15 protein-coding genes are annotated in these 15,370 nt (G+C 71.2%); 9 read left to right on the top strand and 6 right to left on the bottom strand.

From position 1 onward, the window contains the following. The coding region (locus AAC134_RS17470; protein WP_339950405.1) for a PLP-dependent aminotransferase family protein at positions 1–1,388 on the bottom strand (1,388 nt) is incomplete at its 3' end. Positions 1,389–1,455: 67 nt separating this feature from the next. On the opposite strand from AAC134_RS17470, the gene AAC134_RS17465 reads away from it, so the two are divergent. From AAC134_RS17465 to ykgO, 9 genes are all read left to right on the top strand, one after another. Then, positions 1,456–2,184 carry a pyridoxamine 5'-phosphate oxidase family protein gene (locus AAC134_RS17465; RefSeq protein ID WP_339950404.1) on the top strand — a complete coding sequence of 243 codons (729 nt, stop codon included), beginning with the start codon at positions 1,456–1,458 and terminating at the stop codon, positions 2,182–2,184. 478 nt (positions 2,185–2,662) lie between these two features. Continuing rightward, positions 2,663–3,001 (top strand): P-II family nitrogen regulator, encoded by a 339-nt coding sequence (locus AAC134_RS17460; RefSeq protein ID WP_092861899.1) that lies wholly within the window; start codon positions 2,663–2,665, stop codon positions 2,999–3,001. Between the two features lie 36 nt (positions 3,002–3,037). Further along, on the top strand, positions 3,038–4,408 hold the full coding sequence (locus AAC134_RS17455; protein WP_339950403.1) for an ammonium transporter: 1,371 nt from the start codon (positions 3,038–3,040) through the stop codon (positions 4,406–4,408). 249 nt (positions 4,409–4,657) lie between these two features. Beyond that, entirely contained in the window at positions 4,658–5,257 is a 600-nt protein-coding gene (locus AAC134_RS17450; RefSeq protein WP_339950402.1) for a hypothetical protein, read from the top strand. Positions 5,258–5,397: 140 nt separating this feature from the next. Further along, positions 5,398–6,069 carry an SH3 domain-containing protein gene (locus tag AAC134_RS17445; RefSeq protein ID WP_339950401.1) on the top strand — a complete coding sequence of 224 codons (672 nt, stop codon included), beginning with the start codon at positions 5,398–5,400 and terminating at the stop codon, positions 6,067–6,069. 120 nt (positions 6,070–6,189) lie between these two features. Continuing rightward, a complete protein-coding gene (locus AAC134_RS17440; RefSeq protein WP_339950400.1) occupies positions 6,190–6,960 on the top strand; it encodes a transporter substrate-binding domain-containing protein in 771 nt (256 codons plus the stop codon). A gap of 69 nt (positions 6,961–7,029) precedes the next feature. Beyond that, positions 7,030–7,782 carry an ABC transporter permease subunit gene (locus AAC134_RS17435; protein WP_339950399.1) on the top strand — a complete coding sequence of 251 codons (753 nt, stop codon included), beginning with the start codon at positions 7,030–7,032 and terminating at the stop codon, positions 7,780–7,782. After that, positions 7,782–8,528, top strand: coding sequence for an ABC transporter permease (locus AAC134_RS17430; RefSeq protein ID WP_339950398.1), 747 nt, complete (start codon positions 7,782–7,784; stop codon positions 8,526–8,528). The genes AAC134_RS17435 and AAC134_RS17430 overlap by 1 nt, the downstream gene beginning before the upstream one ends. 144 nt (positions 8,529–8,672) lie before the next feature. Beyond that, positions 8,673–8,798, top strand: a complete 126-nt coding sequence (gene ykgO / locus AAC134_RS17425; RefSeq protein ID WP_092683889.1) for a type B 50S ribosomal protein L36 — start codon at positions 8,673–8,675, stop codon at positions 8,796–8,798. Positions 8,799–10,076: 1,278 nt separating this feature from the next. Here the strand turns inward: ykgO and AAC134_RS17420 are convergent. From AAC134_RS17420 to AAC134_RS17400, 5 genes are all read right to left on the bottom strand, one after another. Beyond that, positions 10,077–11,321 carry an AMP-binding protein gene (locus tag AAC134_RS17420; protein ID WP_339950397.1) on the bottom strand — a complete coding sequence of 415 codons (1,245 nt, stop codon included), beginning with the start codon at positions 11,319–11,321 and terminating at the stop codon, positions 10,077–10,079. Between the two features lie 20 nt (positions 11,322–11,341). After that, the gene (locus AAC134_RS17415; RefSeq protein ID WP_339950396.1) at positions 11,342–11,881 is read right to left on the bottom strand and encodes a GNAT family N-acetyltransferase; all 540 of its coding nucleotides are present in this window, start codon (positions 11,879–11,881) and stop codon (positions 11,342–11,344) included. 4 nt (positions 11,882–11,885) lie between these two features. Further along, positions 11,886–12,773 carry an ABC transporter ATP-binding protein gene (locus AAC134_RS17410; RefSeq protein WP_339950395.1) on the bottom strand — a complete coding sequence of 296 codons (888 nt, stop codon included), beginning with the start codon at positions 12,771–12,773 and terminating at the stop codon, positions 11,886–11,888. A gap of 103 nt (positions 12,774–12,876) precedes the next feature. Beyond that, positions 12,877–14,166 (bottom strand): ABC transporter substrate-binding protein, encoded by a 1,290-nt coding sequence (locus AAC134_RS17405; RefSeq protein WP_339950394.1) that lies wholly within the window; start codon positions 14,164–14,166, stop codon positions 12,877–12,879. 126 nt (positions 14,167–14,292) lie between these two features. Next, positions 14,293–15,369 carry a branched-chain amino acid ABC transporter permease gene (locus tag AAC134_RS17400; RefSeq protein WP_339950393.1) on the bottom strand — a complete coding sequence of 359 codons (1,077 nt, stop codon included), beginning with the start codon at positions 15,367–15,369 and terminating at the stop codon, positions 14,293–14,295. Position 15,370: the final 1 nt, after the last annotated feature.

Raw genomic sequence — 15,370 nt, 5'->3', positions numbered from 1 at the left:
CGGGCGGCCTCGCGCAGGGTCTCGGCATCGAAGCCCGCGAAGCCGACCACCAGCCCGGGGCGCGCGGGCGGCGCGAAGGCCGCGCTCGACAACGGGCGGGAGGAGAGGCCGGCGGCCTCGGCCGCGGCGTGGACCCGCGCCTCGTCCGCGCCCTCGGGCGCCCAGGCGATCAGGTGCAGGCCCTGGTCTGGGGCGCGGGCGGTCAGCGGGCCCTCGGCAAAGCCCTCGACCAGCGCGTCGCGGGCGGCGCGCAGGCGCTTGCGGGCGCGGCGCAGGTGGGCGGCGTAGTGACCCTCGGCGAGGAAGGCGGTCATCACCGACTGGGAGAGCGCGGCGGGGTAACGGTCGGTCGCGTCGCGGATCTCGAGCGCGCGGGGGGCGAGCTCGGGCGGCAGCACCGCAAAGCCCAGCCGCAGCCCCGGCGCGATCGCCTTCGAGAAGCTCGCGAGATAGATCACCCGCCCGCCCCGGTCCATGCCCTGCAGGGCGGCGAGCGGCGCGCCGGTGTAGCGGAATTCGCTGTCGTAATCGTCCTCGAAGATCCAGGCGCCCGCCTGCGAGGCCCAGTCGAGCAGCGCGAGGCGCCGCGGCATCGACAGCGTCACCCCCAGAGGAAACTGGTGGGAGGGCGTCACGTAGGCCGCCCGCGCCTGCGGCCCCGCGCGCGCGCCCTGCGCGACGTCGAGCCCCTGGGCGTCGACGGGAACCGGGATCAGGTCGAGCCCCGCGCCCGAGAGGCAGGCGCGCGCCATCGGATAGCAGGGATCCTCGATCCAGACCGCCTCGCCCGGGCGCAGCGTGGCGCGCACCGCAAGGTCGAGGGCGGCCTGGGTTCCGGCGGTGACCAGCACCTGATCGGGCTCGACCGCCATGCCGCGGGCGGCGCGCAGGTAGGCCGCGATCTCGACGCGCAGGGCGAGGTCGCCGCGCGGGTCGCCGTAGTGAAGAAAACTGTCCGGCGGCCGGTCCAGCGCCCGACGGTAGAGCGAGCGCAGCACCTGCAGGGTGCGCGCGTCCGCCGTGCCGCTGCCGAGCTTGCCGGGCTGCGGGCGCGGCGGCGCCGGCGAGCGCTGCGGGACGGGCCGGGCGAGCGGAACGCCGGGGGGCGCGGCCGGCACGGCCTCGGCCACGAAGGTGCCGGCCCCCTGGCGCGCCTCGACAAAGCCCTCGGCCGCGAGCTGCTCATAGGCGGCCACCACCGCGCCGCGGGCGACCTTCAGGCGGGCGGCGAGCTCCCGCGTGGGGGGCAGCTTGCCGCCCGGCGGCACGCGGCGCGTCTCGATCAGGCGGCGCAGCTCGGCATAGACGGCGCGGGTCCGCGGCCCCTCGCCCGGCGCGACGGGGGCGAGGGCGGACCAGTCGGGCCAATTGGTCCGCGATTTCGGCATGGGAGTGGTCCTTTCGCGAACCAGTCTGCCCGGTCATTGGGAGGGAAGCAACGCAGGAGTTCCCGCCATGAACAAGCCGACCTCTCCCCAAGCCGCCTATCCCGTCGAGGACCGCAACCGCATCCGGCGCCGCCACGACCGCGCGGCCTACGACCACGCCTCGGTCCACGCGGTGCTCGATGCGGGGATGCTGGCCCATGTCTCCTACGTGATCGACGGCCAGCCCTACTGCACCCCCACGATCCACTGGCGCGAGGGCACGCGTCTTTACTGGCACGGCTCGTCCGCCAGCCGGATGCTGCGCGCGCAGGCCAAGGGCGTGCCGGTCTGCGTGAGCGTGGCGATGCTCGACGGGCTGGTGATGGCGCGCACGGGGATGAACCATTCGGCCAACTACCGCTCGGCGATGTGCTTCGGGACCGCGGCGCTGGTCGAGGGGGTCGACGAGAAGACCCACGCCCTGCTGGCGATGCTCGAGCGCTATTTCCCCGGGCGCAACGAGACGCTGCGGGGCTTCTCGGCCCAGGACATCAAGGCCACCAAGGTGGTGGGCATGGAGATCGAGACCGCCGTGGCCAAGGCGCGCGCCGACATCAACCACGACGAGCCCGAGGACCTCGAAAACCCCACCTGGGCCGGCGTGATCGAGGTGCGCCAGGTGATCGGGGAACGCACGCCCTGCCCCCACAACACCGCCCGGGCGATCCCCTCGGGCCTAGAGGCCTATGCGCCGGGCCGGCGGCTGGACGAGGCGATGGGGGAACTCGCCCGCCTCTACGCCGCCGAGCCCGCCTGAGCGCAGGACCCGACGACTGCCGCCTGCCCCGCGCAGGCGGCCGTTTCGCGTGAGGGCGCCCGCGACGATATCGGACGGGATCGTATCCGAACCGTGACGCGCAAACGCTCAACACTTCAGCACAATTTTTAGGCGCCAGGTGGAGCGGCGGGTCATTGCCTCCCCGCCCCCGCCTGCGATCCGGGCGCCGGGACCCGCATTCAGGCGCCGCGCCGCGCCGCTCCAGGGCCCGTGCCTCGCCGCCGGCGCCTCGGCCGCGATCGTTCCCGCGGCCGGCCCCGCGTTCATCGGCCGGTCAGGGCCGCAGGCGGGGCGGAGGGGCCGCGGACTGCGCGGCCCGGCGTCGGTTCGGGGCGCCTCGCCCGACCCCGTTTCGGGTCCCCGGGCGCTTTCCGCCACCGCCTCCCGCGAAGTTGGCACGCGGCTTGAATGAGGATGGGTCGATGCAACCTGTCGCAATCACTACCGGGGACGCAGGATGAAGCTGATCATCGCCGTCATCAAACCCTTCAAGCTCGAGGAGGTGCGCGAAGCGCTGACCTCGTCGGGCGTGCAGGGCCTCATGGTCTCGGAGGTCAAGGGGTACGGGCGCCAGTCCGGCCACACCGAGATCTACCGCGGCGCCGAATACGTCGTGAACTTCGTGCCGAAGATCAAACTGGAGATCGTCGTGCCCGACGCCGCCGTCGACAAGACGGTCGAAACCATCGCCTCCACGGCAAAGACCGGGAAGATCGGCGACGGCAAGATCTTCGTGCTGGACGTCGAGCAGGCCCTGCGGGTCCGCACCGGCGAGACCGGCGAAGACGCGCTCTGAGTTCGACGGCAAGCAGACGAAGAGGGATCGAGAGACATGAACCGAGTTTTCCTTAAATCCGCGGGCCTCGCGCTGGGCGCGACCGCGCTGGCCGCGCTGCCCGCGCTGGCCCAGGACGCGGAGCCCGTGGCGGGGGCCGTGCCCGAGCAGTCCGTGTGGGTGTTCAACACCCTGCTGTTCCTGGTCGCCGGCTTCCTGGTGATGTTCATGGCCGCGGGCTTCGCCATGCTCGAGGCCGGGCTGGTCCGCACCAAGAACGTGACGATGCAGCTGACCAAGAACGTCGCGCTCTTCGCGATCGCGGCGATCATGTACTACCTGATCGGCTACAACCTGATGTACCCGCTGGGCTCCTGGTCGATCGGCTCGGACGAGACCGGCGGCTATCTCGGCGCCTTCGGCGTGGCGATCATGGAGGCGGTGGGCGTCGGCGCCGACGCGGCCGACGACCTGTCCTACGCCTCGACCGGCTCGGACTTCTACTTCCAGCTGATGTTCTGCGCGACCACCGCCTCGATCGTCTCGGGCACGCTGGCCGAGCGCATCAAGCTGTGGCCGTTCCTGATCTTCGTGGTGTTCCTGACCGCCTTCATCTACCCGATCCAGGCCTCCTGGAAGTGGGGCGGCGGCTTCCTCGACAGCCAGTACGGCTTCCTCGACTTCGCCGGCTCGACGGTCGTGCACTCGGTGGGCGGCTGGGCGGCCCTGGCCGGCGCCATCGTGCTGGGTCCGCGCCTTGGCAAGTACAAGGACGGCCGGGTCACCCCGTTCCCGGGCTCGAACCTGCCGCTGGCCACGCTGGGCACGTTCATCCTGTGGCTCGGCTGGTTCGGGTTCAACGGCGGCTCGCAGCTCGCGCTGGGCTCGATCGGCGACGGCGCCGACGTGTCGCGGATCTTCGTGAACACCAACACCGCCGCGGCCGGCGGCGCGCTGGCCGCCCTGATCCTGACGCAAGTGGTCTACGGCAAGATCGACCTGACCATGGTGCTCAACGGCGCCCTGGCGGGCCTGGTCTCGATCACCGCCGAGCCGCTGACCCCCACGCTGGGCATGGCGACCATCATCGGCGCCATCGGCGGCGTGATCGTGGTCTTCGCGGTCCCGATGCTGGACCGCATGAAGATCGACGACGTGGTCGGCGCGATCCCGGTGCACCTGTTCTGCGGCATCTGGGGCACGCTGGCGGTCCTGATCACCAACTCCGATGCGACCTTCATGGGTCAGATCATGTCGATCATCATCGTGGGCGTGTTCGTGTTCGTCGTCAGCCTGGCGCTGTGGTTCATCCTGAACATGGTGATGGGCATCCGCGTCTCGGCCGAGGACGAGATCGCCGGTCTCGACAGCTCCGAGCTGGGCATGGAAGCCTACCCCGAGTTCGGCAAGGGCTCGCAGATCTCCTGATCTTCGCCCTGCCCGTCCGGGACGGTTCGCCGTCCCGGACGCCCAGAGATTGCGGGAGGCGCGCCAGACGCCTCCCGCTCCGGATCCTCCCCGGGGCGGCGCCTTGTCGCCCGAACTTCAGGCCCGGCGCATCGCGTCGGGCTTTTTTTCGCCCTGGCGCGGCGGGTCGGGCGCAGGAGCGTTGACCGCGAAGGCGCGGCGGGCGAGGGATCGGGGATGAGTATCTCGCGCCCCCGTTCTTCCGCGTTCTTGGCCCTCGTTCCCCTCCGGCCGAGCGCGCTGCTGCTGGCCGCCGTGCTGGCCGCGCCGGCGGGCGGGGCGCTGCTGTCGCCCGATCCCGCACAGGCGCAGGCGGCGACCAGCCGCGGACTGCCCGGCGGCTCGGGCGGGGTGATCGTGCGGCGCGGGGGCGAGACCCGGCCCGAGGCGGCGCGTCCCGGCGCCGGTGCGGGACCGGGGGCCGGCTTCAGCGCGCCGGGAAGCGGTCGGCTTCTGGACCTCGACCGGGTCACGCCCTGCGTGCAGGCGGCCAGGCCCGACATGTCCCAGGCGATCCTGTGCTACCGCCCCCTGCTGGAGGCCTGCCCCGAGGGTCCCGACCCCGACGCCTGGCGCGACTGCCGCCGCCAGGCGGAGGGCGAGTGGACCGAGCTCGCCCGCCGTTTCGGCGACCAGCCGATGACCCGGATGCTGTCGGGCGCCTTCGACCCCGCCGCCTGCGAGACCTTCACCGCCGTCGACCAGTCCCCGGAAGACGCCCGCCAGAGCTGCCGGATCACCGCAAAGGCGACCCAGGCCCTCTATGGCCATATCGAGAGCCTGTGGGGCGGGCTGGGCCGCGGCCTCTGATCCCGCCGGACCCCACCGTCGCCTCCCGGCCCCCAGGCTCGCCGTCCAGCGCCGCTCTCCCCCCACGGATTGCCCGCGCGCCGTCGCCTCGGCGGCATCCGCGTTGACCGGGCGCGCGGCCTCGGCGCATGCTCGGGGCCATGATCCATGCTCGCCCCCTCACGCGCCTGCTGCCTCGCCTGGCGCTTGCCTTCGCCGCGCTCCTGCCGCTGGCAGCCGCCGCGCAGGAGGCTCCCCCGCCGCAGGGCTGGATGCAGGTCGGCCCGCTGCCCGAGGGCGAGACGCTGAACCTGCGGGCCGCGCCCTCGGGCGAGGCGCCGGTGGTGGGGACGCTGCCGCAGGGCGCGCTGGCGGTCTCGGTGGGCGAGCGGGCGACCTCCTCGGTCGGCTGGCTGCGCATTGCGCAGGGCGAGCTGCAGGGCTGGGCGGCCGAGCGCTTCCTGCGCCCCGCTCCGATCCGCACGCTCGACGACGCGGCCTTCCCTGTCGCGGGATCCTGCGGCGGGTTCGAGCCGATGTGGTCGCTGCGCTGGACCGCGCTCGAGATCACCTTCGAGCGCATGGACGCCCCCGCCGCGACCCGACCCGTCACCCGCGCCATCCCCGCGCAGGGCCGGATCTCGGCGCTGCTCGAGGCCGGCGCGGACCCCGCCGAGCGCTGGCTGTTCCGCTACGAGGACGCGCAGTGCTTCGAGCTGCCGCTCGACGCGCCGGTCTGGGGCCGCGGCACGCTGATCCTCACCGAAGGCGGCGTAACCCGCTGGCTGACCGGCTGCTGCCGCCCCGCGCCCGAGGCGGTCGCGCAGCCCTGAGACGAGGCGCGGCCGGCGGGCGCCGCAGCGTCGCGCGGGCGCGCCCGCCGATCGCCCGTTGACGCTTCCGTCGCGGCGACGCAGGCTCGATGCGGGAACAAATACGACAGGGAGACCCACATGTCCCGCAAGACCCTCGCCGGGGCGCTCGCCGCCGCGGCGCTCGCTCTCTCGGCCCAGGCCGCCGCGGCCGAGGACCTCAAGATCTGCGTCGAAGGCGCCTATCCGCCGTTCTCCGAGACCACCTCCTCGGGCGAGGTCGTGGGCTTCGACATCGACATGGCCAACGCGATGTGCGCGGCCATGGGCGCCGAGTGCGAGATGGTCAAGACCGACTGGGACGGCATCATCCCCGCCCTGATCGAGCGCAAGTGCGACGCCATCGTCGCCTCGATGTCGATCACGCCGGACCGCGCCAAGGTCATCGACTTCTCGGCCAAGTACTACAACACGCCCGCCGCCTTCATCGGCCCCGAGGGGACCGAGATGACCACCACCCCCGAGGGGCTGGCGGGCAAGACCGTGGGCGTGCAGCGCGGCACCATCCACCAGCAGTTCATGGAGGGCGAGTTCCCCGAGGTGGAGCTGAAGCTCTACGGCACCCAGGACGAGGCCTATCTCGACCTGCAGTCGGGCCGCATCGACGCGCTGGTCGCCGACCAGATCGCCATGGACGAGGGCTTCGTCAAGACCGACGCGGGCGAGGGCTACGCCTTCTTCGGCGACACGTTCTCGATCCCCCAGTATCACGGCGAGGGCGCGGGCGTGGGCGTGCGCAAGGGCTCGGACCTGGCCGGGCGCTTCACCGACGCGATCGCCAAGATCCGCGAGTCGGGCGAGTACGACGAGATCCAGAAGAAGTACTTCGACTTCGACATCTATGGCGGCTGATCTTCCTCGCCGCGCGGCCGTCCCCCCGGGGGCGGCCGCAGCCCGCGGCGCCGCGATCCCGGCGGCCGCATGAGCGAGCTTCTCGACTACATGCCCCTGTTGCTGGGCGGCGCGCTGACCACGGTTGCGCTGGCGGTGTGCTCGGCCCTGCTCGCGACCACGCTGGGGCTGCTGGGCGCCTGGGGCCGCGTGGCGGGCGGGCGGATCGCGCGGGGCGCGGTCTTCGTCTACACCACGCTCGGCCGGGGCATCCCCGACCTCGTGCTGATCCTGCTGGTCTATTTCGGCGGCCAGCGCCTGATCAACGACGTCGGCGAGGGCCTGGGCCTGCCCTTCATCGAGGTTTCCAAGTTCTGGGCCGGGGTCGCGGCCATCGGCGTTCTCTATGGCGCCTACCTCACCGAGACCTTCCGCGGCGCCTGGATCGCGGTGCCCCGCGGCCAGGCCGAGGCCGCCCGCGCGCTCGGCATGCCGATGCGCGGCGAGTTCCTGCGCGTGACCGGCCCCCAGGCCCTGCGCCACGCCCTGCCCGGCTACGGCAACGTCTGGCTGGTGCTGGTGAAGTCGACGGCGGTCGTCTCGGTCATCGGGCTCGACGACCTGGTGGGGCTCGCCGACAAGGCCGGCAAGTCCACGCGCGAGCCGTTCCTGTTCTTCGTGGCGGTGCTGCTGGTGTATCTGGCGATCACCGCCGTCTCCGACCGGCTGCTGGCCTGGGCCGAGCGCTGGGCCAACACCGGCCAGGATGTCGGCCGCGGCGGCGACGGGCCCGGCGGGCGCCGCGGCAAGCCCGCCGCCCCCGCGCAGGAGGAGGCCGCCTGATGGACCTGACGCTCGCCCTCCAGCACTGGGAGATGTTCCTCCACGGGGTCTGGGTCTCGATGGCGCTGACGGTGCTCTCGGTCGCCGCGGGCTTCCTGCTGGCCCTGCCCGGCGCGCTCTCCCAGCAGCGCCGCTCGCGCCTCGCCTTCATCCCGCGGGGCTACGCCTATTTCTTCCGCGGCACGCCGCTGCTGGTGCAGACCTTCCTGATCTACTACGGCCTCGGCCAGTTCGAGTTCGTGCGCGACTCCTGGGCCTGGGTGTTCCTGAAGGAGGCGTGGTGGTGCGCGCTGATCGCCTTCTCGCTGAACTCGGGCGCCTACCAGACCGAGATCCTGCGCGGCGCCTTCGCGATGACCCCCAAGGGCGAGCTCGAGGGCGCCAAGGCCCTCGGCATGTCCGAGCGGCAGTCGACCTGGCTGGTGCTGATCCCCTCGGCCCTGCGCCGCGCCATGCCCCAGTACGGCAACGAGGTGGTGTTCCAGCTGCATTCCTCGGTGGTCGCCTCGGTGATCACCATCCAGGACATCCTGGGCGCGGGGCGCACGCTGAACGCGCGCTACTATGTGGCCTACGAGGGGTTCGTGACGGCCGCGATCCTCTACATGGCGCTGACCTTCCTGCTGGTGGGGATCTTCCGCCTGCTCGAACGGCGCTACCTGCGCCATCTCCTGTCGCCCGAGGAGCTCAGGAAGCTGCAGAAAGGGGCCGCGGGCGGGGCCGCCTTCGGCGCGGCGCGGGTCTGAAGGGGCTGACGTTGCGTCCCGCCGCGCGGACGCCGCGTCTTCCGCGCCGGCCCCCCTTGCGACTCCGCCCGGCCAAGGCTATACGCAGCGCCGGAATTGAATGATCAAGACGGCCGCCCCCGCGGCGCCGCGGGAGAAGAGACGATGAAGATCAAGAACTCGCTGCGGTCCCTGAAGCAGCGCCACGCCGATTGCCGTGTCGTGCGCCGCAAGGGCCGCGTCTACGTGATCAACAAGACCCAGCGCCGGTTCAAGGCCCGTCAGGGCTGAGGACGGCGCCCGCGCCCAGGCGCGGGGTCCTGTGACGATCTGAAGGGGGCCGCGCCCGTTGGGCGCGGCCCCCTTCGTCGTGTGCGGGGTGCGGGTTCTGGTGCACGCGGCGCCGGGGGCGGCGGCCTTCGGCGCGACCGGACCTCCGTCTTCGGGCGAATCGCGATTCCCTTCTGCCCAACCGCGAGTCGCCTCTCGCGCGACTCGGGCGCAAACGGCCCCCTCATGCTCAACGCTGTGTGAAGATCGCCCCGGATTCGGTGAGCGATTCCGTAGGCTTGCCTAACGGTTGGTGAGGATTCCCGGCGCTGACTCCCTCGCCCTGCCCGCCCCGGCCAGACGCCCCGAAAAGAAATCCTGACGGCGCGGTCCCTTGGGAATTCGTCTCGAATTGCGCTTGGGAAAATCGTTTCTTTGACCACTCGACAACCGTGCCGGGCGATATTGGCCATGTCGAAGGCGAGACCCTTCGGCAGGCGGAGCGGCCAGGGGTGGACGCGACGCCAAAGCGGAGAGGACGCGGCGGCCAGGGGTGGGCGCACCGTCGGATCCCCAAGCGCAGGAGCGAGGGTCGCGGCGTATCGCGGCCGAGGTGGGTGGAGCAGCGTCGACCAAGGCCCCGGCGTATCGGCGGCCGACAGGAGCGAGCGGGATCGCAGACCATCGCGACCCGGAGGTGGGACAACGCGCGTAGGACGGAGACCCCGGCGTATCGGCGGTCGATCGGGTGGATCGGGAGCGAGACGGCGCCGCGGCGTATTGCGGGCCGGAGTGGGTAACGATCGGGGGACTGCCGCGTGCGTGTTCCGCAGGCCCCGGCATCGAAGCGTGAAGCGTAGGCGTAGGCCCGGCGTGAGTGGGCGATCTTCCGGCAAGGCGTGCCGCGTACCGAGGGCCTGGCGTCAGGCCCCTGGCGCGACGCCGGAGACAGGGCGAGACGTCCTCGCCCGCAGCGTAGCGGACTGCCCGGGGTGGGCGCGTGTCAGAAGGAGCGGGAAGATGAATTTCCCGGCATCGGCCTTCGATCTGGAGGCCTGGCTCGAGCGACTGGTCGCCGCCCTCGCTGGCGAGACAACCGAACCGAGAGCCCGGGGCTGAGCCCCGCCGAAACCAAGACGGCCGCCGCGTGGGAAGCGCGGCGGCCGCAAATCGTTTCATCGACATGCGTCGAGGGCGGCCCCCGCCAGATGCGGCGTCGGCGGAGAAGACGCGAAAGGCGGCGCGGCGGGCGCCTCGCCGCGCCGGGGTCGAGCGGGACCGCAGGTTCCGGCCGCCGGATCAGTCGTAGCTGCGGGCGTCCTCGATCACCTTGCCGTCGTTGGGCAGGCTGCCGGGGGCGACCAGTTCCACCGTGCCCTTCAGCTTCAGGACCGAGGCCACGCTCTCGGCAACCTTGGCTGCGAAGCCCTCGCCCTGCGTCGTCTCGACCTTCACGGTCATCGCGTCAGCCTCGCCCTGGCGCGTGGCGATGACGCGGACGCGGGCGATCTCGGGATGGCGCCGGGCGAGCTCGGCCACCTGCTCGGGGCGCACGAACATGCCCTTGATCTTGGTGGTCTGGTCGGCGCGGCCCATCCAGCCCTTGATGCGCAGGTTGGTGCGCCCGCAGGGCGAGGCCCCGGCCAGCACCGCCGACATGTCGCCGGTGGCGAAGCGGATCAGCGGATAGTCGCGGTTGAAGGTGGTCACCAGCACCTCGCCGACCTCGCCCTCGGGGACCGGGTCGCCGGTGCCGGGACGCACGATCTCGACCAGCACGCCCTCGTCGACGATCATGCCCTCGACCGAGCCGTCGGGCCCGGGGCTCTCGTAGGCGATCGAGCCGAGGTCGGCGGCGCCGTAGCCCTGCAGGCAGGCGATGCCGCGGTCGGCGTATTCCTGGCGCAGGCTGGGGAACAGCGCCCCGCCTCCCACGCAGGCCTTCTTCACCGAGCTCACGTCCAGCCCCATCTCGGCGGCCTTGTCGAGGATCACCTTCAGATAGTCCGGCGTGCCGGTGTAGGCGGTCACGCCGCAGTCGGCCATGGCGCGGGCCTGGAGCTCGGTCTGCCCGGTGCCGGCGGGCAGGACCGAGGCGCCGACGGCCCGCGCCGCGCTTTCGAACATCATGCCCGCGGGGGTGAGGTGATAGGAGAAGCAGTTCTGAACCAGGTCGCCCTCGCCGACGCCCGCGGCGAAGAGCTGGCGGCCCCCGCGCCACCAGTCGCGGGCGTCGCCGCCGGGCTCGTAGATCGGCCCGGGGCTCTGGAACACGTGGCGGATGCCGGTGGGGGTGACCGCGGCGAAGCCGCCGAACGGGGGATGCTCGGCCTGTTTCGCCGCCAGCTCGGACTTGCGCAGGACCGGGAGCTTCGCCAGCGCCGCCAGGTCGCGCACATCCGAGGGGTTCACGCCGGCCAGGTGGTCGGCCATGGCGGGGGCCTTCTCCAGCGCATGCCCGATCACCGCCGGCAGGTCGCGGGCGAGGTCGGCGGCGCGCTGGTCGGCGGAGCGGGTTTCGAGGTCGTCGTAATACGCGGGCATCGAGGAACTCCCTTGAGGGGTCAGGGGCGGTCCCAGGGCGGGGTCGGGCCCAGGGGGCGCGCCATTTCGAACATGTCCTCCTCGGTCGCGCCGGTACGGCGGAAGCCGAGGGAGAGATAGAGACGCTCGGCCCGCAGGTTGCCGTCGGCGACGTTGAGCGTCATGCGCCCCGCCCCGGGCCAGAGCCTGCGCCCCGCGTCCGCGGTCAGGCGGATCAGCGGGCGGGCGAGGCCCTGCCCCCGGCGCGCGGGGTCCATCACCAGAAAGCACAGGTGGGCCGCGTCGTCGCCGGCGCGCAGGCCGAAATGGGCGAAGGGGACGCCCCCCGTACCGGCCCCAGTCTCGGCATAGAAGAACTGCGGGCTGGGGCGGGTCAGAAGCTCGCGCCACTCCTCCGGGTCGAAGGGGAAGCGGGCGAAGGGATGGGCGAAGGCCATGTCCTGCGGGTCGCGCAGCCAGTCCGACAGCGGCGACAGCGCCACGGGCCGGTTGCGCCGCCAGACGAGGCCCTCGGCCTCGCCGCGGTCGGGCGCGGCATGCAGGGCGGACGGGGCCGCCATCGGCTCAGCTCAGCCAGCGCTTGCGGCGGCGGTAGGAGCGGACCTCGCGGAACGACTTGCGGCCCTGGTCGGACATGCCGAGGTAGAACTCCTTCACGTCCTGGTTCTCGCGCAGCGCCTTGGCCTCGCCGTCCATCACCACGCGGCCGCTCTCGAGGATGTAGCCGTAGTGGGCGTAGCGGAGCGCGACGTTGGTGTTCTGCTCAGCCAGGAGGAAGGACACGCCCTCCTTCTCGTTGATCGATTTGACGATCTCGAAGATCTGCTCGACGAGCTGGGGGGCGAGGCCCATCGAGGGCTCGTCCAGCAGGACCGTCTCGGGGCGGGACATCAGCGCGCGGCCGATGGCGCACATCTGCTGCTCGCCGCCCGAGGTGTAGCCCGCGAGCGACGTGCGGCGGTCCTTCAGACGGGGGAAATACTCGTAGACCCGCTCGAGGTCGCGCGCGATGTCGGCGCGCCCGCCGGTGCGGGTGTAGGCGCCGGTCATCAGGTTTTCCTCGACCGTCAGATGCTCGAAGCAGTGGCGGCCTTCCATCACCTGGATGACGCCCGACTTCACCGTGGCGGCGGGGTCGTCCTCGGAGATGTCGCGGCCGCGGTAGAGAATGCGGCCCTTGGTGACCTCGCCGCGCTCGGACTTCAGCAGACCCGAGATGGCCTTGAGCGTGGTGGTCTTGCCGGCGCCGTTGCCGCCCAGAAGCGCGGTGATGCCGCCCTTGGGCACGGTCAGGGACACGCCCTTCAGCACCAGGATCACGTGGTTGTAGATGACCTCGATGTTGGAGACCCGCAGCACCGGCTCTCCCGGCGCGGGATCGGCCGAGAGCTCGGCGTCGGTGGTGGCCACGGCGGCGGCGGCCTTGGCTTCCGCGAGGGCGGCGTCGGTCATCGTCGGAGCGCTCCGGCTGGCGGCCGCGGCAGGCGGCCGGGGAATGTCTCGGGGGGAGCGGGGGCCCGTGGAAGGCCCCCGCCCGTGTCGTGTCAGGCCGCGATCAGTCGCAGCTGCGCGGCTCGATTCCGTTCTCGCTCGCGTAGGCCATCGAGTCCTCCTCGATCAGCGGCATCACGACGTCCATGTCGGGCTGCATGAAGTCGGAGACCAGCGACCAGGTCTTGTCCGAGGCGCTCCACTGCTGGATGACGCCCGCGTGCGGCGCGCCGTGGTCCGAGCAGGTGACCTGGAAGGGCTGGGCGAACCCGGGCAGGCCCAGCTCGTTCCAGCGCTCCTCGGAGATCGAGAGGCTCTCGTAGGCGTCGCGCATGTCGGCGGCGGTGATGTTGGCGTTGCCGGTCGCTTCCTGCGCCTGCTTGATCGCCTCGGTCACCAGCACGGCGGCGTAGACGCCGCGGTTGTAGCCGACCTCGCCGACATGGGTGCCGTCGCCGGCGGCCGTGCCCTTCTCATGCACCAGGGACTCGATCTCGCCATAGGCGGGGAAATCGGCGCCCGGCGCGTGCCAGGTGATCGACTTGTAGCCGTCCGCGCCGGCGCCCGCGGGCAGCACGTCCGCCTCCGAGCCCGACCACCAGACGCCGATGAACTTGTCCATCGGGAAGCGGATGTTGGCGGCCTCCTGGATGGCGACCGAGTTCATCACGCCCCAGCCCCACATGAAGACATAGTCCGGACGCTCGCGCCGGATCTGGAGCCACTGCGACTTCTGCTCCTGACCGGGGTGGTCGACCGCGAGCTGGGTCAGCTCATAGCCGTGCTTCTTGGACAGCTCCTCGAGCGTGCGGATCGGCTCCTTGCCGTAGGCGGAGTTGTGGTAGACGAGGGCGATCTTCTTGCCCTCGAGGCTGCCGCCCTCCTGCTCCATGGCGTATTTGACCATCATGGACGCGGCGTCCCAGTAGGTGCCGGGCATGATGAACACCCACTCGAACACCTTGCCGTTGACGGCCGAGGTGCGCCCGTAGGCCATCGAGTGCACCGGGATCCCGTCGGCCGAGGCCTTGGGGATCAGCTGATAGGTGATGCCGGTGGACTGCGGGATGAAAACCAGCGGGTTCTCGCCCTTGAGCGCCTCGTAGCACTCGACGCCCTTCTGGGTGTTGTAGGCGGTCTCGCACTCCATGACGTTGATGCGCTCGCCGCCGACGCCGCCGTCGCGCTCGTTGAGGAGCGTCATGTAGTCCGAGAACCCGTCGGCATACGGAATGCCCGAGGGCGCGTAGGGGCCGGTGCGGTAGTTCAGGGCCGGGACGTTCAGGTCCGCGAGCGCGGGGCCCGCGGCGATCATCGCGGCGGCCGCCATGGCGGCCAGATGGGACAGTCTCATGCGGTTAGCCTCCCTAACTGTCGAATTCGATTTCCCCGCCCCGTGCTCCGGGGTCTTGGCGGTCTTGCCGGTTCGCCGCGCCCTCCCATGGCGCGGCGGACCGGGGCGTTTCCCCAGGGCGCCCCGTCAGTGCGGGAAGGGCCACAGGCGCAGCTTTTCCTTGGTCAGGCGCCACAGCTGGGCAAGTCCGTGCGGCTCCAGGATCAGGAAGGTCACGATCAGCCCGCCGACGATGACGAACTCGAAATGCGTGGCGATGGCGGTGGGCCAGCCCATGCCGCCGACCATCACGTTCTTGAGCAGCACCGGCATCATGATCATGAAGGCCGCGCCCGCAAAGCACCCGAAGATCGAGCCGAGGCCGCCGATGATGATCATGAACAGCACCAGGAACGACTGGTTGATGCCGAAGGCCTCGGTCGGCTCGGCCGCGCCGAGGTAGACGGTAAAGAACAGCGCCCCGGCGATGCCCACGTAGAACGAGCTGACCGCGAAGGCCGTCAGCTTGGTGCGCAGCGGGTTCACGCCGATGATCTCGGCGGCGATGTCCATGTCGCGGATCGCCATCCACTGCCGCCCGACGCGCCCGCGGGTGAGGTTGCGCATCAGCCAGGCCAGCCCGAACACGAAGACCGCGCAGAAGAGGTATGCGCCCCAGGCCTGCACGTCCGGCCCGGTCACGCCGATCCCGAAGACCGAGCGCGGCGGCGCGGTGATCTGGCCGGTGGCCGAGTAGTTGAAGAACCACGGCACCTTGTTGAACAGCCACACCAGGAAGAACTGCGCGGCCAGCGTGGCGACCGCGAGGTAGAACCCCTTGATCCGCAACGAGGGCAACCCGAACAGCGCCCCCACCGCCGCCGTGATCCCGCCCGAGAGCAGGATCACGAAGAAGATGTTGAGCTCGGGGAACGCGGTCATCAGCTTGTAGGAGGCGTAGGCCCCCACCGCCATGAACCCGCCCGTGCCGAGCGACACCTGCCCGCAGTAGCCGGTCAGGATGTTGAGCCCCATCGCGGCGATGGCGAAGACCAGGAACGGGATCATCACCGACTTGGCCATGTAGTCGGAGATGAAGAACGGAATGATCACGAACCCCACCACGAGCACCACGTAGTAGCGCCAGCGGTCGAAGGCGATCGGGAAGGTCTGGGCGTCGTCGACGTAGGACGTCTTGTAGTCGCCCGCTTCACGGTAAAGCATC

Origin of the sequence: uncultured Albimonas sp., assembly GCF_963977235.1 — a bacterium.
GTDB lineage: Bacteria > Pseudomonadota > Alphaproteobacteria > Rhodobacterales > Rhodobacteraceae > Albimonas.
The sequence above is the reverse complement of the archived record's forward strand: the minus strand, read 5'-3'. Positions and strand labels throughout refer to the sequence as shown.